Genomic DNA, 19,320 nt, shown 5'->3' with positions numbered 1-19,320 from the left:
CTCAGGCAGAGCGGGCGGGGTTTTCTTCAGCTTCGGTCTGACGCTGCCCCATCAAGGTGTCGATCAAGAGGCTCATCAGTTCGGCCCGGTTGCTGGTGCCGGACTTGCGGTAGATTGCGTTGAGCTGTGCCTTGACGGTGCCCTCGGCACTGCCGCGCATGGCGGCGATTTCTGCGGTGCTGAGACCCTTCACCAGAAAAGTTGCGACATCCAGCTCTGCGGGTGTCAGGCCCCAATTGGCAAACTCGGCGTCGATCACCTCCTGTACCGCGGCTTGGGCTGAATTCAGGCTTTCCTCCAGATGCGCTTTGCGCCGCATCAGCCACATCAGGATGCGGGTCTCGATCACGATTGCGGCCAGCAGGGCCACCGCCGCCAGGCCTTCGACATAGGCGTGCGGGCCTTCGCCTTGCTCGGCTTCAGCAGCCTCCATGCCGGAGAGATCCGCAATCATGTCGCCTAGAAAAAACGCCGCGCAGAGGGCCTGCACGGCGATAACGGCAACCAGGATCCAGGGTTTGGCCGGGTCTTGCCGGTTTAGGGTCATGGCGCAGGCTCCGCTTCACTCTCAGGCAGTTCCTTGTAGCCAGTGACCATCGCGCGCGCCAGATTGACTTTGGTCCGGCGGCTTTCGAACAGTACCGCAGCCACATGCAGGACAACCGAGAATTCCGCCCAGGAAACCAGCGCCTCATGCAGGTCTTCCGGCCAGCCGATACCCTGAAACGCGGGAGAGGCCGCTATCCAGCCGCTCAGGGCGACCGCCAGCAGTGTCAGCAGCAGGTTGTAGATCATCAAGGCGCCCAAGGGGCTGTGGCCCTTGTGACGGCGCACTGTTCCTGTGGCGATGTCGGTCAGTTGACCGGCGGCGGCGCCCGGATCGGGCGGGAAGCTGGAGAAGCGGGCATAGCGGCTGCCGGTCAGCCCCCAGATCACCCGCAATCCCACCAGTGCTGCGATGAAGTAGCCGATATTGTGATGAAGGGTACCGTCCGGATCGGTCAGCAGCACGTTGGCGATAAAACCGCCTGCCAGCAGCCAGTGAAACGACCGCACCAGCGGGTCCCAGACATATGCTTTTTGCATGTCAGCCTCCTGTTGATCCCGGATTCGGAGGCAGCTGCATCCGGGAAACATGTCTGTGCGGGCGGTCAGTCGTCTTCGCTGTCTTCCTCGCTCTTCACGATTTCAAACTGATCATTCAGGTGAAACTCGTATTCCTTGCCGTCCTTGGTGGCCTCGGCTTCGAACATGCCGTCCTCAGCTTCAATTTCGGTGACCTCATAGCCCTGGCCGTTCAGCAGGTCGCGGATCTTGGTTTCAGTTTCAGTGCTGATGGTGCGTTCAGAGGCAAAAGCCGCGGCCGCAGGAATGGTGAGAGCGAGGGCGAGGAGTTTCAGAGAGTTGCGCATTTCAAGGTCCTTTCCGTGTTGTGTCAAAGGCCGCACCGTACTGGTGCAGGCCGTGGCATCGACATCGGGGGCAGGGCGGACGTTCTGAATAGGCGCTAGGTTGGAACAGGGCTGAAAACCGCAGCGTATAACTGGGGTTTACGGCCCGGAGTTTGGGTTTTCTATTGGCGGCCGCGTAAAAAAGAGGCCAGCCCTGAACGGAGCCGGCCTCAGTCTGCCACTGCCGGCACGCGGGTGGCCGGCAAGACGGAGATGAATTCTTGGCGCGCGCCTCAGATCGCCAGGTATTCGGCGCGCAGTTCCTCGTTTTCGAGAACCTCGGCGGCGGTGCCGTCAAAGACGATGCCGCCGGTATCAAGGATCACCGCACGGTCCGCCAGTTCCAGGGCGCGGACCGCGTTCTGCTCGACAATGATGGTTGTCATGCCCTGTTCCTTGATGTGGATGAGGGTCTTTTCGATCTCGTCGACGATCACAGGCGCCAGGCCCTCGTAGGGTTCGTCCAGCAAGAGCACCTTGATGTCGCGGGCCAGCGCGCGGGCGATTGCAAGCATCTGCTGCTCACCGCCGGACAGGGTCACGCCTTCCTGCTTGCGGCGTTCGCCGAGGCGCGGGAACAGGTCGTAAAGACGCTCCAGCGACCAGCCGATGGGCGGGGCGATCTGCGCCAGCTGCAGGTTTTCCTCAACTGTTAGGCCGGGGATGATGCGGCGGTCTTCGGGCACCAGGCCCAGGCCCTCGGCAGCGGCTTCATAGGACGTCATCTTGTGCAGCGGCTTGTGATCCAGCCAGATCTCGCCGCGGGTCACCATCGGCGAGCCGGTGCGGGCGATCGAGCGCAGGGTCGAGGTCTTGCCCGCGCCGTTGCGGCCCAGCAGTGCCAGGATCTCGCCCTCGTGGACGTTGAAGTTGATGCCTTGCACGATGTAGCTCTCGCCGTAGTAGGCGTGCACATCCCAGACCGACAGGAAAGCCGGGGCGGTGGAGGCCACATTGGCGTTCTTGGAGAAATCGGGTTTGACGTTCATCTAGTTTCCTCCTTACGCCGACTCGCCCAGATAGGCTTCGCGCACCTTCGGGTTGCCGCGGATGTTCTGCGGATCGTCCTCGACCAGCGGGGTGCCCTGGGCCAGCACGGTGATCCGGTTGGCGAGGCTGAACACCACATGCATGTCGTGTTCGATGATGGCGATGGTGATGTCGCGCTCATCGCTGATCTGTTTCAGCAGGTCGATGGTGTTGTTGGTATCGGCCCGCGCCATGCCAGCGGTGGGCTCGTCCAGCAGCAAGAGGCGCGGCTCTTGGCTGAGGCACATGCCGATCTCCAGCCGCCGCTTGTCGCCGCGGGACATAGCGGCGGCGTGCATGTGCCGCTTGTCCGCCATGTTCATCTCTTCCAGCATGTGCTCGGCCTTCTGCAGGATGTCCTTCTGCCGCAGCACCGCGGACAGGGCGTTTAGTTCAAACGCGCCGTCCCGCTTGGCAAAGCAGGGGATCATCATGTTTTCCAGCACCGTCAGGTCGCCGAAAATCTCGGGTGTCTGAAACACGCGTGAAATGCCCATCTGGTTGATCTCGTAAGGCGCGCGGCCCAGCACCGACCGGCCGTCGAACATGACGGAACCGGTGTCGGGGATCAGCTTGCCCACCAGGCAGTTCAAGAGGGTGGACTTGCCCGCGCCGTTCGGCCCGATGATCGCATGGACCGAGTTTTCCTTGACGCTGAGGTTCACGTTGGACAGCGCCTGCAGGCCGCCGAACCGTTTCCCCACGTCTTTGACTTCAAGGATACCCATTGTTCTGTCTCCTTATTCCGCGGGGTTGGTTTCGCCAGCGGCCTTGCCGCCGTCTTTGGCCTTGCGGCGGCTGAGCCAGCCCTTGATCCGCTGGCCGCCCTCAACCAGGCCGCCGGGCAGGAAGATCACCACCAGCATGAACAGGATGCCCAGGGTCAGGTGCCAGCCCTTGCCGATGAAGGGGTGTATGATGAAGACCACGGCATCCTCCATCCCGTCGGGCAGGAAGCTGAACCAGGTGTGCAGCACGTTGTCGTTGATCTTGGAGAAGATGTTCTCGAAGTACTTGATGAAGCCTGCGCCCAGCACCGGGCCGATCAGCGTGCCGGCACCGCCGAGGATGGTCATCAGCACCACCTCGCCGGAGGCGGTCCACTGCATCCGCTCAGCGCCTGCCAGCGGGTCCATCGAGGCCATCAGCCCGCCTGCGAGACCTGCATACATGCCGGAGATCACAAAGGCCGCCAAGGTATAGGGACGGGTGTTGAGGCCGGTGTAGTTCATCCGCTGCTGGTTCGATTTCACCGCCCGCAGCATCATGCCGAAAGGCGAGCGGAAGATGCGGATCGCCAGGTAGAAGGCAGCCAGCATGATCAGCGCGCACAGGTAGTAGCCGGCATTGAACTGGAAGGCCCAGGGGCCGACAGCCAGTTCGAAGGTGGAGCGCATTTCCAGCCCGAACAGGTTGGTCACCGGAATCGAGCCGTCCGCGGTGGCAGAGACACCCAGGATCCGGGGATCTTCCAGCGTCAGCTGCAGGCCGGTCTCACCGTTGGTGATCGGGGTCAGCACCGAATAGGCCAGGTTAAAGGACATCTGCGCGAAGGCCAGCGTCAGGATCGAGAAGTAGATGCCAGAGCGGCGCAGGCTGATGAAGCCAATGAGCAGGGCGAACAGGCCCGCGACGATGACCGACAGCACAATAGCCGGGATCACGTTCATGCCAATGAGCTTGAACATCCAGACGGCGGAGTAGGAGCCGGCGCCGAGGAAGGCCGCGTGGCCGAACGACAGGTAGCCGGTGAGGCCGAACAGGATGTTGAAGCCGATGGCGAAGATCCCGAAGATCACGAAACGCTGCATCAGGTCCGGATAGCCCGCGTTGAACTGCGCCATGGCGCTGCCGGTCGGGAAGGGGTTCAGGATGAAGGGGGCGAACAGCGTCAGGCAGGCGACGATGATCAGCAAAGAAGTATCTTTTTTATCCAGTCCGAACATGTCTTAGTCCTCCATCACGCCTTTGCGGCCCATCAGGCCCCGCGGACGGGTCAGCAGAATAATGATTGCGACCACATAGATGATGATCTGGTCGATGCCGGGGATCAGAGATTTGATCTCGTTCATCGAGGCAAAGCTTTCGAGCACACCCAGCAGAAAACCCGCCAGCACCGCGCCGGGCAGGGAGCCCATGCCGCCGACAACCACCACCACGAAGCTGAGAACCAGGAAATCCATGCCCATGTGGTAATTGGGTGAGTTGATCGGTGTGTACATGACGCCGGCCAGGCCCGCGACGGCGGCGGCGATGCCGAACATGATGGTGAAGCGGCGGTCGATGTTGATGCCCAGGAGGCCCACCGTCTCGCGGTCGGCCATGCCGGCCCGCACCACCATGCCGAAGGTGGTGAACTGCAGGAAGGAGAAGATGCCGCCGATGATCAGCACCGCAAAGAAGAAATAGACCACGCGCCAGACCGGATAAACGATATCCATGCCGATGGCCGCTCCCAGGTTCACCACGCCGTTCAGCGCGTCCGGGGCCGGGGTCTGGATCGGGTTGGCGCCGTAGAAGTATTTCACCACTTCCTGCAGCACGATGGCGAGGCCGAAGGTCACCAGGATCTGGTCGGCGTGCGGGCGCTTGTAGAAATGCTTGATCAGGCCGCGCTCCATCACGTAGCCGACGCCGATCATGATCGGGATGGCAAAGAGAATCGCCAGCGGAACCGCCCAGTCGATGATACTGCCGCCGATATCGGGGCCGAACCAAGCCTCCACATAGGGAGTTTTGACCTTGAGCGGATTGCCCAGGAAGTCGGTCTGGGTTTCGTCCACGAGCTCAAAGCTGAGGTTCAGGATGCGCTGCAGGGTGACGGCGCAGAAGGCGCCGATCATGAACAGCGCCCCATGGGCAAAGTTCACCACGCCCAGCGTGCCGAAGATGAGTGTCAAACCCAGCGCGATCAGCGCATAGGCCGAGCCTTTGTCAAGCCCGTTCAGGATTTGCAGGAGAATGGCGTCCATGGGTCCCACCGTGCGTCAGGTTGGGGAGGGCCCGTCCGGCGGGGGAGCGGACGGGCCGGTTGGGGCAGCCGGAGTCCGGTGCGGACTCCGGCCCGGAATTTTTGCAATATTCCGGTGCCCTGTGGCTGGCTTATGCGCCCGGGTTGCAGGCGCCCAGGTTGCCGCCGGCGAACATCGGGTGGTCCGGTGCGTATTCCACCTGTGCCCGCGGGGTGACCTCGACCACTTCCAGAAGGTCGAACTCGGAGGTCGGGTTTTCCTTGCCGCGCACCACAAGAACATCCTTGAAGCACTGGTGATCTTCGGCGCGGTAAAGGGTCGGGCCGTTGCCCATGCCGTCGAACTCGAAGCCTTCCAGGGCTTCCACGACGGCGCAGGGGTTGAAGCTGCCGGCCCGCTCAACGGCATCCGCATACAGCAGGGTCTGCACATAGCAGGTGTGCGCCGCCTGGCTCGGCGGGAAGCCGTATTTGGTGCCGAAGGATTTCACGAAGGCCTTGGAGCCTTCATCCTGCAGCGTCCAGTGCCAGTTGGTGGAGCCGTGGATGCCCTTCACGTTTTCGCCTGCGCCCTTGGCCATCAGGCGGGAGTAGAGCGGCACGACGATTTCGAAGTTCTTGCCGTTCACCACTTTTTCGCGCAGGCCGAACTGCACCGCGTTGGTCAGCGAGTTGACCATGTTGCCGCCGTAGTGGTTCAGCACCAGCACGTCGGCGCCGGAGTTCAGCACCGGGGCGATGTAGGAGGAGAAGTCGGTGGCGGCCAGCGGGGTGCGGACCTTGTTCACGGTCTGCCATCCCAGCGCCTCGGTGGCGGCGGCGATCGATTCCTCCTGGGTCCAGCCCCAAGTGTAGTCGGCGGTCAGGTGATAGGCGACCCGGTCGGTGCCATAGAGGTTCTTCAGCACCGGCGCCAGCGCCGCACCCGACATGTAGCCGTTGAAGAAATGGCGGAAGCCATTGGCCTTCTTGTCCTTGCCGGTGGTGTCGTTGGAGTGGGTCAGGCCGGCCATGAAGATCACGCCAGCCTCCTGGCAGAGACCCTGCACCGCGATGGCAACGCCGGAGGAGGAGCCGCCGGTGATCATCACCGCGCCGTCCTTCTCGATCATCGACTTGGCAGAGGCGCGGGCGGCGTCGGATTTGGTCTGGGTGTCGCCGGTGACATACTCGACCTTCTTGCCCAGGATGCCGTTCCCTTGCAGCGCCTTGGAGCTGAAGGTGTTCATCATGCCGCCGTCGCCGCCGCCGTTCAGGTGCTCGACCGCCAGCTCATAGGCGCGCAGCTCGTCGGCGCCTTCGTCAGCGTAGGGGCCGGTCTGGGGCACGTTGAAGCCCAGGGTGACGGTGCCGCCGGTCGGCTCATTGGTAAAGGCCGCGGCGGAAGAGGCGGTAAAGATGGTCGGCAGCGCCACGCCGGCGCCTGCAATTGCGCCGGTCTTCAAGACTCTGCGGCGCGAAACGTCAAATTCAGACATGTATTCCTCCCTGATATGATTGGTGCCTTGCAGCTCCTCACTTCTGCGCGGTACCAGCACATTGCGTGCAAAATCAGTATGAGAGGCTCATGTAAACTCAGGCAATAAAACCCTTTTACAGCTTGAAAATTCTGTAAAGAACTGAACAGTATTCTTGGGATATCTGTAAACAAAGTTATTTTGCGTTGCAGAAAGCCGTTGAAATGGAAGTGTTTTGGGAGGCCCGCCAGCATGGCACGCGACACCCTGACCGGCAGCCGGATCCGCGAACGCAGGCTGATCCTGGGCATGCGCCAGGCCGAACTGGCGCGGGAGGCGGGGATCTCACCCTCCTATCTCAACCTGATTGAGCATAACCGCCGCAGAATCGGCGGCAAGCTGCTGGTTGGGATTGCCGGGGTGCTGGGGGTGGAACCGTCGATGCTGAGCGAGGGGGCAGAGGCGGCGCTGATCTCGACCTTGCGGGAGGCCGCGGCGGACAGCGGTGTGCCGATTGCGGAACTGGACCGGGTCGATGAATTCGCCGGCCGCTTTCCGGGCTGGGCAGAGGTTCTGGCGGCGGGCCACCGCCGCATCGCCACCTTGGAACGGACGGTGGAAACTCTGTCGGACCGGCTGACCCATGACCCCAACCTTGCAGCCTCGGTGCATGAGGTGCTGTCGACCGCCGCCGCGATCCGCTCCACTGCGTCGATCCTTGCGGAAACCGGCGAGCTGGAGCCGGAATGGCGCGACCGTTTCCACAAGAACCTCAACGAGGATTCGCTGCGTTTGTCCGAAAGCAGCCGGGCGCTGGTGAGCTTTCTGGATGAGGAGGGCACAGGTGCCGACCGCCGCGGCATGCCGCAGGAGGAAGCGGAGGCGTTTTTCCTGAGCAACGGCTTTCATTTCCCGGCTCTCGAAGACGGTTCTGCCACGCCAGAGGATCTGGTGCTGGATGCGCCTGACCTGACCGGTGAGGCGGTGCGCAGCCTGGCGGTGGCAGCGCTGGAGCAATACCGCTCCGATGCCCGGGCAATGCCGCTGCGGGCGCTGGAGCAGGAGATCGCCGCCAGCGGGATTGATCCGGTTGCCTTGGCCCGCCGGTTCAACTGCGCGCTGCCTGCGGTGCTGCGCCGTCTGGCGGCGCTGCCGGAGGAGGTGCTGGGCCAGGAGTCAGGGCTGGTGATCTGCGATGCCTCCGGCACGCTGCTGTTCCGCAAGCCCGTGACAGGATTCGCGATGCCGCGCTTTGGCGCCTCCTGCCCGCTGTGGCCGCTCTATACTGCCTTGGTGCAGCCGAATATGCCGGTCAGGCGCAACGTGGTCCAGCACGGGCGCAATGCCGCGGCCTTTGATTGCATGGCCACGGCCTGGATGCAGAATCAGCCGGATTTCGGCGAGGATCCTCTGTACCGCGCGGTGATGCTGATCCTGCCAGGGGCCAAGGATGCACAGGATCCCCAGCCGGTCGGTGCCAGCTGCCGGATCTGCCCACGCCAGGGCTGTCCGGCGCGGCGCGAGCCGTCGATCCTGAAGGAAGAGTTTTGACACTCAGGCGGGCAGGCGGCTAACCTGCGCAAAAATAACCGCGTGTCCGGGCTGTCCAGGCCGCAGGGCCGCGCCGGGAGGAAATTCTGCTGATGGGCAGGCATGTTGTTCTGATTGAAGATGAGCCGAACATTACCGAGGCGATCCGGTTTCTGCTGATGCGCGACGGCTGGAGCGTGGACGCGCATACCGACGGTGCAACTGCGGTTGAGGTGATCCGGGACGCGGGGCCGGACTTGGTGATTCTTGACCTGATGCTGCCCGGCAAGAGCGGCCTGGAAATCGTGCGGGAGCTGCGCACGGTAGAGGGGATGCAGTCCCTGCCGGTGCTGATGCTGACAGCCCGCGGCCAGATGCGGGACCGCGAAATGGCGGAGAAGGCAGGTGTGACCCGGTTCATGACCAAACCGTTCTCAAACGCCGAGGTGCTGACCGCGGTGCGCGACCTGCACGCCCAGGCCGGGCAGGGATAACGGCGCCATGGCGCTGGGAAGCGGCGAAGAACAGGCGGGCACCCGCACCGAGCGCCAGACCTACCGCCGCCGCCGGCTGATGGACATTTCCAGGCTGCTGCCGGTGCTGGGGGCGCTGCTGCTGGCGCTGCCGCTTTTGTGGCCCGAGGCCTCGGCCCATCCGGCGGCGCGCGGCGGGGTCAGCATGTCGGTTGCCATCATCTATGTCTTTGCCGTCTGGATCGGCCTGATCGCCGCCTGTTTCGTGTTCAGCCTGGCGGTGCAGCGGTGGGCCGACCACTGGACCGGTGGCGGGCCGGACGGGGCCGGCAGCCCAAGCCAGGACCCGGACGGAACGGAGGACAGCTGATGGCCTCTCTCAACGTCCTTGCCTTTGTCTGCCTGGCCTATGTGGCCTTTCTGTTCTTCATCGCCTTCTGGGCCGACCGCATGGCAAGCCGCGGCCGCAGTGCCGCCTGGATGCGCTCGCCGCTGATCTACACGCTGTCGCTGTCGATCTATTGCACCGCCTGGACCTTTTACGGCGCCGTCGGCTATGCGGCGCGGTCGGGGCTGGAGTTCGTGACCATTTACCTCGGCCCGTCGCTGGTGATGATCTGCTGGTGGTGGGGGCTGCGCAAGCTGGTCCGGATCGGGCGCAGCCAGCGGATCACCTCCATCGCTGACCTCCTGTCCTCGCGCTATGGCAAGTCGAACCTGCTGGCCGCCGGGGTGACCATTCTGGCGGTGATTGGCGTTACCCCGTATATTTCCCTGCAATTGCAATCTGTTACCCTGTCCTTTGCGATCTTTGCAGAGGCCGATCCGCTGCGGGGATACAACGAAACCTCCATCGTTTTCTGGGTTGCTGCGGGGCTGGCGGTGTTTGCCATCCTGTTCGGCACCCGCAACCTCAACGCCAATGAGCGCCACCATGGGGTGGTAACCGCGGTTGCGCTGGAGGCGATTGTCAAACTGGCCGCGCTGCTGGCGGTCGGGATCTTTGTTGTCTGGGGCATTGCCGGCGGCGTCGGCGAAACGCTGGCGCGCATCGACGCCTCCCAGATCGGGCAGTGGAATGTCGATGGCAGCCGCTGGGCCACGATCACCTTCCTGGCCGCCGCGGCATTCATCTGCCTGCCGCGGATGTTCCAGGTGATGGTGGTGGAGAACGAGGATGAGCGCCACCTGCGCATCGCCTCCTGGGCGTTTCCGCTGTACCTGCTGCTGATTTCCATGTTCGTGGTGCCGATTGCGGTGGTCGGCCTGGATCTGCTGCCGGCCGGCTCCAACCCCGACATGTTCGTGCTGACGGTTCCGCTGCAGCAAGGACAGCAGGGGCTGGCGATGCTGTCCTTCCTGGGCGGGTTTTCCTCGGCCACCTCGATGGTGATCGTGGCGGCGATGGCACTGTCGACGATGGTGTCGAACCACATCGTGATGCCGGTCTGGCTGCGGCTGCAAAACCGGCAGGCCTCGGTTTCGGGCGACGTGCGCGACGTGGTGCTGCTGTCGCGGCGGGTGTCAATCGCGGCGATTATGGCGCTGGGGTATTTCTATTACCACCTCTCCGGGGGCGCCGCGGCGCTGGCGGCCATCGGCCTTATTTCCTTTGCCGGGGTGGCGCAGCTGCTGCCTGCGCTGGTGGGCGGCCTGTTCTGGCGCGGCGCCACCCGCAGCGGCGCCTTGGCGGGGCTAACTGTCGGCTTCGGGATCTGGCTTTACACCATGCTGCTGCCGGCCCTGGGCGGCGGGCTGCTGCCGGAGCACATCCTGCGCTATGGGTTGTTCGGGCTCAGCTGGCTGCGGCCTGAGGCGCTGTTCGGGATCGAAGGCCTGGACCCCACGGTCCATGCGGTGATGTGGTCGATGAGCCTCAATGCGCTGGTGTTCTGCCTGGTCTCGCTGATGAGCTTCCCCAGCCCGCTGGAGCGGCTGCAAGGCGCCCAATTCGTCAATGTGTTCGACCATTCGGCGGGGCCGCGCGGCTGGACCGGATCGGTGGCGCAATGCGAGGATCTGATGATCATGTCGCAGCGGATCCTGGGCGCCACAGAGGCGCAGGCGTTCTTCCAGCGCGAGCGGATGCGCCAGGGCGGCCGCGGCCCGCTGCCGGAACCGACGCCCGTCTTTCTGGAGCGGCTGGAACGGGAGCTCAGCGCCTCCATCGGGGCGGCGGCGGCGCATGCGATGATCGGTCAGATCGCTGGCGGATCTTCAGTTTCGGTAGCCGATCTACTGGCAGTGGCGGACGAAACGGCGCAGATGCTGGAATATTCCAGCCGCCTTGAGGCGCAATCGGCGGAGTTGTCAGCAACGGCGCGCAAGCTGCGGGAAACAAATGAGAAACTCACTCAACTTTCCGAGCAGAAGGATGCTTTCCTGAGCCAGGTCAGCCATGAGTTGCGGACCCCGATGACGTCGATCCGGGCGTTTTCCGAGATCCTGCGCGATGCCGGGCAGCTCGACACGCAAGAGCAGCGCCGCTATGCCGGCATCATTCACGACGAAACCCTGCGGCTGACCCGGCTGCTGAATGATTTGCTGGACCTCAGCGTGCTGGAAAGCGGCCAGGTCAGCCTCAACATCACAGCGGGCACCCTGTCCGAGGTGCTGGATCATGCCGTCGCAGCCGCGCTGGCAGGATCGGAGCAGCCGCTGACGGTCCGGCGCAGCCCGGAGGCGGAAGGTTTCCGCATTTCCTCTGATCTGGACCGGCTGGCACAGGTCTTTATCAACCTGATCGCCAACGCCCAGAAATACTGCGATGCAGAGCAACCGGAACTGACGGTATCCGCTTCGGCGTCCGGCGGGCGGCTGCACATTGATTTCACCGACAATGGCAGCGGTGTGCCGGCAGATTCCCAGCAGATGATTTTCGAGAAATTTGCGCGGGTCAGCCCGGAACGGGCAGGTGGCGCCGGTCTTGGTTTGGCGATCTGCCGCGAGGTCATGCAGCGGCTGGGCGGCGATGTGTCCTATCTGCCGGGACGCGGCGGCGGCGCCTTCCGGGTTTCCCTGCCTGCCGCGGGCGAAAAGGCGGCGTAAACGGCCTTGGAATACAGAAGTTGTTAACCCCCTTTCGGTTAAAACCGGGGAAACGGGACGCGCAAGGGGCAGGTTAAACAGCCTATGTCTGAGACAGAAGCAGCAGAGGCAGGCAGCGGCAGGCAAAATGTGCTTGCACGTAAGCTGGCGGCGACCAAGGAAGGCGCCGGGGGACTCACCAGTTCCCTGACCCTGAAGGCGTTGCGCCGGTCAGTCGCGCGCGCGGCCGCGGACCTGTGCAATCTGCCGATGGCGGTGCTGGCGGCGCGCCAGTCCAACCGGATGTCCGAAGACCTGGCAGACCAGCTGTCAGACAAGGATCTGCTGGTGGTGCTGGACTGCCCGCAGGGGCGGCTGGGGGCGGCCAGCATGGACGCCGCCACGGTGACGGCGCTGATTCAGCAGCAGACCATCGGGGCGGTGATCGGCAAGGCGCCGTCCGAGCGCCACTACACGCCCACCGATGCCGCAATGACCGCAGACTTCCTGGAGCGCAGCTTTGCCAAGGTTGTGGCGATGCTGGACGGCCAGGCGGACCAATCCCTTTTTTCCGGTTACCGCTTTGGCGCCCAGGTCGAAAACGTGCGCAGCCTGGTGCTGGGGATGGAGGCTGATGACTACCGGGTGATTGAGCTGACCCTGGACCTTGCCAGTGGCGCCATGCAGGGCGTGATGAAGCTGATCCTGCCGGAACCCACGGCAGCGGAATTGCAGGACGGCAGCGGCAGCGCCAATGGCCCGTCTCTTGGGGCCAACCTCGATTCGATCCGGGCAGAGCTGACGGCGGTCCTGTGCAGGATGCGGGTGCCGGTGCAGAGATTCGCCAGTCTGCAGATCGGCGACACGATACCGCTGGATTCGGCGTTTCTTTATGAAACGGACCTGCTGACCATCGGCGGCACGCCGGTGGCGCAGGGGCGTCTTGGCCAGATGAACGGCTCGCGGGCCGTGCGCCTGCACCCGCCCAGAAACGGCCGGCCTGCAGACGGCGGTACGGAGGCCGCAGCGTTTTCCGAAAGCGGCGGCATGCCGCCGCTGCCGGACGCAACGCCGGCGATCGATCTGGATATGGGAATTGCTGCCCAGGGGCTGCAGGACCCGATGGATAATATGGGTCTGCCCGCGCTGGACGCAGGGCCGGACCTGGATGCCGCTGTTTTGGACGCGGGCGGCGGCGACGGTTTGCCCGCGCTTGGCGGAGACGGCTTTGACGCAGGCTTCGGCAGTGACCCGGGCGGCAGTTTGGACGGTGCTCCCGACGGCGGAATGGACGCCGTGGGCATGCCTGTGCTCGAAGGCGACGGCGCGCTGAGCATGGACGGGCTGGACGGCGGCTTGCCCGATTTGCCGGATCTTCCCGACCTGCCGGATTTCCCGGCCGGTGACCTTGGCGATTTTGCCGCCGGGGATGCGGATGAAATTTCCCAGCTGGCCGGGTTGGACAGCGCGCTGCCCGAAAGCTGAGATCCCAAAGGATGAGGCCGGCCGTGGCTGGAAACCAGGGCCGCGGCGGCAACGGGTCAGGCGCAAACGATGCCGGACGGCTTCCAGCCTTGCCTTGCCCGCGGTGCAGACGGCAGCGCCTGAACACTGGCGGAAAACTTCTGCGCCTCCTCAGGGTTCACCTTAAAGGCGCAGCATAAGTTATCGTATCTTAACATTTTTCCTGGTGGGTTGCCCGGCGGGCACGGGCCAAAAAAACCTGCTGGCGCAACACAGGGCGTGCTGTGATCAGCTGCTCGCCAGCGACTCAAGCGCCGGGCGCAGCCCATCCAGCTGATAGCCCGCAGCCTGGGTTTTTTGCAGAATGTCGTCGGCAGCCATATCGCAGGCCTGGCTCAGCGCCCAGACCACCGAACAGCGGGTGCCGGAGGCGCAATAGGCCAGCACCGGGCCTTCGCAGCCTTCATACAGTTCGCGCTGCAGGGCCACGTTTTCCGGTGTCATCGTCTGATGGGTCAGCGGCAGCACCTCGAACCGCAGGCCCGCGGCCTCGGCGGCGGCGCGGATCGCCTCAGCCTGGTGGCTGGGTGGCACTTCCTCGTCCGGGCGGTTGCAGATCACCGTCTTGTAGCCGGCATCGGCAATGGCGGGCAGGTCCTCAGCCGAGATCTGCGGCGAGACCGAATAGCGGGGGGTGATTACGCGTGCATCCATGGCCCGAGTCTTTACGCGTTTGCAGCGGCCCGGTCCAGATGCCGGCTGAGCCTTGGTGCGGCCATCATGCCGCAGGCCATTGCCGCCATGAACAGGGCGCCTTGCCAGCTATTGTAGCTGAGCGAAGCCATCGCCGGGCCGGGGCAGAGGCCCGCCAGCCCCCAGCCGGCGCCGAACAGCACCGACCCAAGGACAAGCCGCCTGTCCAGCTCGGCAGAAGGCGGAGCAGGGAAGCTGCCGCCCGCCGCGGGTTTGCGGCCTTCTGCCAGCCGCCAGGCCAGCGCCATCGGCAGCAGCGCGCTGCCCATCACGAAGGCCAGGGTGGGATCCCAGTTGCCAAAGATATCCAAGAACCCCTGCACCTTGGCGGTGTCGGTCATTCCCGACAGCATCAGCCCGGTCCCGAACAGGCTGCCTGCAAGCAATGCCAGCATAATCCGCAGCATCAGATTACCCCCAGAAGCTGGCGCAGAACCGCCAGTGTCAGAAAACCGGCCAGCATGAAGACCGCTGTTGCCGCAATCCCGCGCAGGGACAGGCGGGAAATGCCGCAGACCCCGTGGCCGGACGTGCAGCCATTGGCAACCCGGGTGCCGAAACCCACCAGCAGGCCGGCCAGCACCAGTACCGCTGCATTGCTGGTGACATGGGTGTCGGGCGTGCCGCCTGTCAGCAGCCCGATCAGCAGCGGCATGCCGATCACCCCGGCAATGAAAGCAGTCCGTTCTGCCGCGGTATTGCGGCCGCTGCCATCCAGCAGCCCGCCGAGTATGCCGCTGGCCCCCATGATGCGGCCGTTGCCCAGCAGGTAGACCGCGCCGCCCAGCCCGATCAGCAAACCGCCGCCCAATCCCCAGATCCAATCTGCTTCCATGTGTGGTCTCCGTTACTTTGCGGTCAGAGCTTGTTGACCGGGATCTTCAGGAACACATCGCCCTGTTCGTCCGGTTCCGGCATCTGGCCCGCGCGCATGTTGACCTGCAGCGAGGGCAGGATCAGCCGGGGCATGCCCAGCGTCGCGTCGCGGGCGTCGCGCATTTTGACGAACTCCTCGATGCTGCGGCCGGAGCCGACATGCACGTTCAGCGCCTTCTGTTCGCCCACGGTGGTTTCCCACGCAAAATCATCACGCCCCGGCGCCTTGTAATCGTGGCCGACAAAGATGCGGGTATCATCCGGCAGGGACAGGATCTTCTGGATCGAGTTGTAGAGATCGGCAGAGGAACCGCCGGGAAAATCGCAGCGGGCAGTGCCGAAGTCAGGCATGAACAGCGTGTCGCCGACAAAGGCTGCATCGCCGATCACATAGGTGAGGCAGGCCGGCGTGTGGCCGGGCGTGTGCAGCACCTCGCCGCGCATCTGGCCGATCATGAAGCTGTCGCCCTCGCGGAACAGCCGGTCGAACTGGCTGCCATCGCGCTGGAATTCGGTGCCTTCGTTGAACACCTTGCCGAAGGTGTCCTGAACCACAGTGATCTGGTCGCCGATGCCGATCTTGCCGCCCAGCTGGTCCTGCAGATACGGCGCTGCGGACAGGTGGTCGGCGTGCACATGGCTCTCCAGGATCCATTCAGCGCGCAAGCCTTCGTCCCGGATCCAGGCGATGATCGCATCCGCGGATGCGGTGCAGGTGCGCCCCGCTGCCTGGTCGTAGTCCAAAACCGAATCAATGATGGCGCAGGCGGAACCTTCCGGTTCGCGCACCACGTAGGAGACAGTGTTGGTGGCTTCGTCGAAAAAGGCTTTGACGGCGGGGGTCATAAGGTGCTCTCCCTTGGGTTCGCAATTCATATAACGATTTGAGAATATGTTTCAAGCCCGCCGGAAGGCGGGGCTGAAGGGCAGATGAATCATCACCTGCAACTGATTTAAGTCAAGGTATCGGGATGCTGCACTGCGGTAGCCTTCGCAGGCTGCCAAGTTGCCTGAAAACCATCAGCCGGCCGATAATTCTGCGTAAAAAAGCAGCGGCATGCCCAAACTGCGCAGGTATTCATGCAGCTGTTGTGAAATACCGTCATAACCTGATCGTGACAGGGAGGACTGCATATGACTCGAGAAGATCTGCTCAGCACCGTGGAAAGCCTGGAAACCCGGATCCGCAAGGAAAGCGGCGCTGAACGGCTGGCCATGCGGCCGGAGTTCATCCGCCTGCTGGACTACATGCGCAAAACCGGTGCCGAGGTTCCCGGCCGGCTGCGCCGCCTGGAGGCTGCGCTGTGCGAAGAAGCGGTTGAGGAGATGTTCGACAACGTGCCGGTCTGACCGGGGGCAGGAGCAGGGCCGCTATGGGGCGGCCCGGGCGTCAGCCCAGGAAGATGCCCACCATCACCAGCATCAGCCCCAGAACCGACAGCAGCAGGGCGCCCAGATTGTAGGGCAGCACCGATTGCACGACGGCGCGCAGCGCCTCGTCGTCCAGTTGCTGGCGGCGGGCGCGGGCGACCTTGATGATGCACCAGACCAGTCCCAGCAGGCCGGCTACGGACACGGCGGCTCCGGTCCAGACGATGAGATCGAACATAGGTAGGCTCCTGCGGGGTTTCGTGCTGCGATGCGCCTAGCCGATCCGGTCTGTGCGTGCAAGCGCGCGGGCTCCGCTTGCGCCAGAGCGGCGCCGGATTTTGCCGCTTTGATCGCCTCTGCGGCTTTCCCTTCTTGCGGCGCAGCGGACGGGGCGCTATCCCCTTGCTCCGACAGCAACTGACAGCATGTTCGACGGAGCCGCAGATGGACATCACAGAAGACGAAAAAAGCGAAAACTACCGCGTGACCGCTGGCGAACTGCGCCAGTTCATCGAACGGTTCGAGCGGCTGGACGAAGAAAAGAAAACCATCGCCGAACAGCAGAAAGAGGTGATGGCCGAAGCCAAGGGCCGCGGCTATGACACCAAGGTGATGCGCAAGATCATCGCCCTGCGCAAGCGTGACGAAAACGACATCGCCGAAGAAGAGGCGGTGCTGGAAATGTACAAGGAAGCGCTCGGCATGTAAGCCGCGTTTTCCAGTAGAACTGAACAGCCGCGCAGGTCCCGCACCTGCGCGGTTTTGTTTTTGAGGATCTGCTGCGAGAAATTTTAAGCTTGAAATAAATGCTGCGGCGGCGCTAATGTCAGCCTAGGCAGTAATCAGCAAAGGAGTTCCGCCATGCCGGCCATCAGCGTGCATCCCGAAGGGTGGAAGCCCGCAAAAGGCTATGCCAACGGCATGGTGGCGGAAGGCAGGCAGCTGTTCGTTGGCGGCCAGATCGGCTGGACCGCGGACCAGGTGTTCGAGGCGCAGGACTTCATCGGCCAGATGAGCCAGGCGCTGCGAAACATTCTGGAGGTCGTCAAGACGGCAGGCGGCTCTGCTCAGGATATCACCCGGCTCACTTGGTATGTGACGGACAAGGCGGAATACCTGGCCCATCAGGCGGAGGTCGGCAGGGCCTACCGCGCGGTAATGGGCTATCACTTCCCGGCGATGACCATGGTGGTGGTGTCCGCCCTGGTCGAGGATGAGGCCAAATTGGAAATCGAGGCCACCGCAGTTCTGCCGTCCTGACCCTGCAGAAAGACTGCTGGGACCTCATTTAAAGGCGCCGGATTGCCCGGCAAGAAGGCGGAAAACGCGCCCTGAGCGGTGTCCGGCTGCTGGTGAGCCCCTGTTTTTTGCGCATAAGGCCGGAATTGGCCGAAAGGCGTACCGGCATAAGTGCCTGATTTCAGGCCTTTGCAAGCCGCTCCTTCAGGGAGCGGCATTTTTTTTGCCCTGCGGAAAAATTTTACCAGTTGATAAAAAACGAGACTGTGGCACTCTGATATCAGAACAACAGAAAATCAGGGAGACACCCAATGGCGACCAGCCATCAGGCATCCGGCATTCAGGCAGCGCGTCTTGACGCTGCCGGCATTGCGGAGAATTTCTCGGACCTGCACCCAGCTTATGACGCGCACGAGGCGGCCGTGGCGGCGGACCGCTGCTATTTCTGCTATGACGCGCCCTGCATGACCGCCTGTCCGACCAGCATCGACATCCCCCAGTTCATCCGGGAGATTCAGGCGGGCCACCCCGAAAGCGCGGCCAGGACCATTCTGGAGCAGAACATCCTGGGCGGCATGTGCGCCCGGGTCTGCCCGACGGAAACGCTGTGCGAAGAGGTCTGCGTGCGCGAAACCGCCGAAGGCAAGCCGGTCGAGATCGGCCGCCTGCAGCGCTATGCCACCGACACGCTGATGGAGAAGGGCGTGCATCCCTTCACCCGAGCCGCTTCCACCGGCAAGAAGATTGCTGTTGTTGGCGCCGGCCCCGCGGGCCTGGCTGCTGCGCACCGGCTGGCGATGCTGGGCCATGACGTGGTCGTCTATGACGCCAAGTCCAAGGCCGGCGGGCTCAACGAATTCGGCATTGCCGCCTACAAGACCACCAATGACTTCGCCGCGCGCGAGGTTGACTGGCTGCTGCAAATCGGCGGCATCACCATGGATTACGGCAAGAAGCTGGGCGAGGAGCTGTCGCTGGACGGGCTGACGTCTGCTTATGACGCGGTGTTCCTGTCCATCGGCCTTGCCGGGGTCAACGCCCTGCGGGCGCCGGGCGAGGACAAGGACGGTGTGCGGGATGCGGTGGAGTTCATCGCGGAACTGCGGCAGGCCGAGGATTTGACCGCGCTGCCGGTGGGCCGCAATGTGGTAGTGATCGGCGGCGGCATGACCGCGGTGGATGCCGCGGTGCAATCCAAGCTTTTGGGCGCCGAAAATGTCACCATCGCCTACCGCCGCAGCCGCGAGGAGATGGGTGCAAGCCGCTTTGAACAGGATCTGGCGGCCTCCAAGGGCGTCAAACTGATGTTCAACGTCATGCCCAAGGCGGTGCTTGGCAATGGGTCGGCAGCCGAGATCGAATTGGAGTATACTGAGGTCGCCGATGGCAAGGTTTCCGGCACGGGCGAGACCGTGCGGTTGGCGGCCGATCAGGTGTTCAAGGCGATCGGCCAGACGCTGGAAGGCCAGCCCGATGCGCTGGTGCTGGAGGGCCGCAAGATCAAGGTGGACGCCAGCGGACGCACCTCCCTGGCCGGGGTCTGGGCCGGGGGCGACTGCGCCTCGGGCGGCGAGGACCTCACCGTGACCGCCGTGGCCGAGGGCCGCGACGCTGCAATGGACATTCACTCCAGCCTGATGGGCTGAGCCAGTTCGGGTGCGGTTCCACTGCTCCCAAGC

Annotated in this window: 22 protein-coding genes; 9 read left to right on the top strand and 13 right to left on the bottom strand. The window is 63.6% G+C overall.

What is annotated here, in order from left to right; all coding sequences use genetic code 11:
* Position 1 precedes the first annotated feature (1 nt).
* From AB1A62_RS12235 to AB1A62_RS12200, 8 genes are all read right to left on the bottom strand, one after another.
* On the bottom strand, positions 2 to 547 hold the full coding sequence (locus AB1A62_RS12235) for a helix-turn-helix transcriptional regulator (protein ID WP_366661753.1): 546 nt from the start codon (positions 545 to 547) through the stop codon (positions 2 to 4).
* Entirely contained in the window at positions 544 to 1,086 is a 543-nt protein-coding gene (locus AB1A62_RS12230) for a cytochrome b/b6 domain-containing protein (RefSeq protein WP_366661752.1), read from the bottom strand. Before AB1A62_RS12230 ends, AB1A62_RS12235 begins: the two co-directional genes overlap by 4 nt.
* A 65-nt stretch (positions 1,087 to 1,151) precedes the next feature.
* Entirely contained in the window at positions 1,152 to 1,412 is a 261-nt protein-coding gene (locus tag AB1A62_RS12225) for a PepSY domain-containing protein (protein ID WP_366661751.1), read from the bottom strand.
* A 272-nt stretch (positions 1,413 to 1,684) separates the two neighbouring features.
* Positions 1,685 to 2,440 (bottom strand): ABC transporter ATP-binding protein, encoded by a 756-nt coding sequence (locus AB1A62_RS12220; RefSeq protein ID WP_366661750.1) that lies wholly within the window; start codon positions 2,438 to 2,440, stop codon positions 1,685 to 1,687.
* A gap of 12 nt (positions 2,441 to 2,452) precedes the next feature.
* Positions 2,453 to 3,208, bottom strand: a complete 756-nt coding sequence (locus AB1A62_RS12215; protein ID WP_366661749.1) for an ABC transporter ATP-binding protein — start codon at positions 3,206 to 3,208, stop codon at positions 2,453 to 2,455.
* A gap of 12 nt (positions 3,209 to 3,220) precedes the next feature.
* The gene (locus AB1A62_RS12210; protein ID WP_366661748.1) at positions 3,221 to 4,426 is read right to left on the bottom strand and encodes a branched-chain amino acid ABC transporter permease; all 1,206 of its coding nucleotides are present in this window, start codon (positions 4,424 to 4,426) and stop codon (positions 3,221 to 3,223) included.
* A gap of 3 nt (positions 4,427 to 4,429) precedes the next feature.
* Entirely contained in the window at positions 4,430 to 5,452 is a 1,023-nt protein-coding gene (locus AB1A62_RS12205; protein ID WP_366661747.1) for a branched-chain amino acid ABC transporter permease, read from the bottom strand.
* Positions 5,453 to 5,582: 130 nt separating this feature from the next.
* Positions 5,583 to 6,929, bottom strand: a complete 1,347-nt coding sequence (locus AB1A62_RS12200) for an ABC transporter substrate-binding protein (protein WP_366661746.1) — start codon at positions 6,927 to 6,929, stop codon at positions 5,583 to 5,585.
* Positions 6,930 to 7,160: 231 nt separating this feature from the next.
* On the opposite strand from AB1A62_RS12200, the gene AB1A62_RS12195 reads away from it, so the two are divergent.
* The 5 genes from AB1A62_RS12195 to AB1A62_RS12175 all read left to right on the top strand — a co-directional run bounded on the left by AB1A62_RS12195 (position 7,161) and on the right by AB1A62_RS12175 (position 13,423).
* A complete protein-coding gene (locus AB1A62_RS12195; protein ID WP_366661745.1) occupies positions 7,161 to 8,459 on the top strand; it encodes a short-chain fatty acyl-CoA regulator family protein in 1,299 nt (432 codons plus the stop codon).
* 92 nt (positions 8,460 to 8,551) lie between these two features.
* Positions 8,552 to 8,932, top strand: a complete 381-nt coding sequence (locus AB1A62_RS12190) for a response regulator (RefSeq protein ID WP_174144490.1) — start codon at positions 8,552 to 8,554, stop codon at positions 8,930 to 8,932.
* A 7-nt stretch (positions 8,933 to 8,939) separates the two neighbouring features.
* Positions 8,940 to 9,281: a hypothetical protein gene (locus tag AB1A62_RS12185; RefSeq protein ID WP_366661744.1), complete on the top strand. Its 342-nt coding sequence runs from the start codon at positions 8,940 to 8,942 to the stop codon at positions 9,279 to 9,281.
* Positions 9,281 to 11,959 carry an ATP-binding protein gene (locus AB1A62_RS12180; RefSeq protein ID WP_366661743.1) on the top strand — a complete coding sequence of 893 codons (2,679 nt, stop codon included), beginning with the start codon at positions 9,281 to 9,283 and terminating at the stop codon, positions 11,957 to 11,959. Before AB1A62_RS12185 ends, AB1A62_RS12180 begins: the two co-directional genes overlap by 1 nt.
* A gap of 84 nt (positions 11,960 to 12,043) precedes the next feature.
* Positions 12,044 to 13,423, top strand: a complete 1,380-nt coding sequence (locus AB1A62_RS12175) for a FliM/FliN family flagellar motor switch protein (protein ID WP_366661742.1) — start codon at positions 12,044 to 12,046, stop codon at positions 13,421 to 13,423.
* Between the two features lie 267 nt (positions 13,424 to 13,690).
* Here the strand turns inward: AB1A62_RS12175 and AB1A62_RS12170 are convergent, their stop codons facing one another.
* The 4 genes from AB1A62_RS12170 to AB1A62_RS12155 are packed head-to-tail and all read right to left on the bottom strand — an operon-like array spanning position 13,691 to position 15,877.
* Positions 13,691 to 14,116: a TIGR01244 family sulfur transferase gene (locus tag AB1A62_RS12170; protein WP_366661741.1), complete on the bottom strand. Its 426-nt coding sequence runs from the start codon at positions 14,114 to 14,116 to the stop codon at positions 13,691 to 13,693.
* Positions 14,117 to 14,127: 11 nt separating this feature from the next.
* Complete coding sequence (locus tag AB1A62_RS12165) at positions 14,128 to 14,562, bottom strand: DUF6691 family protein (RefSeq protein ID WP_366661740.1); 435 nt, start codon at positions 14,560 to 14,562, stop codon at positions 14,128 to 14,130.
* Positions 14,562 to 14,990, bottom strand: a complete 429-nt coding sequence (locus tag AB1A62_RS12160; RefSeq protein WP_366661739.1) for a YeeE/YedE family protein — start codon at positions 14,988 to 14,990, stop codon at positions 14,562 to 14,564. The genes AB1A62_RS12165 and AB1A62_RS12160 overlap by 1 nt, the downstream gene beginning before the upstream one ends.
* Positions 14,991 to 15,013: 23 nt before the next feature.
* On the bottom strand, positions 15,014 to 15,877 hold the full coding sequence (locus tag AB1A62_RS12155; protein WP_366661738.1) for an MBL fold metallo-hydrolase: 864 nt from the start codon (positions 15,875 to 15,877) through the stop codon (positions 15,014 to 15,016).
* A 288-nt stretch (positions 15,878 to 16,165) separates the two neighbouring features.
* Between AB1A62_RS12155 and AB1A62_RS12150 the strand changes: the two genes are divergently transcribed.
* Positions 16,166 to 16,381 (top strand): hypothetical protein, encoded by a 216-nt coding sequence (locus tag AB1A62_RS12150; protein WP_174144504.1) that lies wholly within the window; start codon positions 16,166 to 16,168, stop codon positions 16,379 to 16,381.
* Positions 16,382 to 16,421: 40 nt separating this feature from the next.
* Here AB1A62_RS12150 and AB1A62_RS12145 read toward each other — a convergent pair whose 3' ends face one another.
* Positions 16,422 to 16,640: a hypothetical protein gene (locus AB1A62_RS12145; RefSeq protein WP_366661737.1), complete on the bottom strand. Its 219-nt coding sequence runs from the start codon at positions 16,638 to 16,640 to the stop codon at positions 16,422 to 16,424.
* 206 nt (positions 16,641 to 16,846) lie between these two features.
* Between AB1A62_RS12145 and AB1A62_RS12140 the strand changes: the two genes are divergently transcribed.
* The 3 genes from AB1A62_RS12140 to AB1A62_RS12130 all read left to right on the top strand — a co-directional run bounded on the left by AB1A62_RS12140 (position 16,847) and on the right by AB1A62_RS12130 (position 19,287).
* On the top strand, positions 16,847 to 17,110 hold the full coding sequence (locus AB1A62_RS12140; RefSeq protein WP_008553759.1) for a DUF2312 domain-containing protein: 264 nt from the start codon (positions 16,847 to 16,849) through the stop codon (positions 17,108 to 17,110).
* A gap of 153 nt (positions 17,111 to 17,263) precedes the next feature.
* Positions 17,264 to 17,662: a RidA family protein gene (locus AB1A62_RS12135; protein WP_366661736.1), complete on the top strand. Its 399-nt coding sequence runs from the start codon at positions 17,264 to 17,266 to the stop codon at positions 17,660 to 17,662.
* Positions 17,663 to 17,952: 290 nt separating this feature from the next.
* Positions 17,953 to 19,287, top strand: coding sequence for an NAD(P)-dependent oxidoreductase (locus AB1A62_RS12130; RefSeq protein WP_366661735.1), 1,335 nt, complete (start codon positions 17,953 to 17,955; stop codon positions 19,285 to 19,287).
* Positions 19,288 to 19,320: the final 33 nt, after the last annotated feature.

This window comes from Leisingera sp. JC11, assembly GCF_040704725.1.
In the GTDB taxonomy this organism is placed as follows: domain Bacteria; phylum Pseudomonadota; class Alphaproteobacteria; order Rhodobacterales; family Rhodobacteraceae; genus Leisingera.
This window is presented reverse-complemented; position numbering and strand designations above follow the sequence as displayed.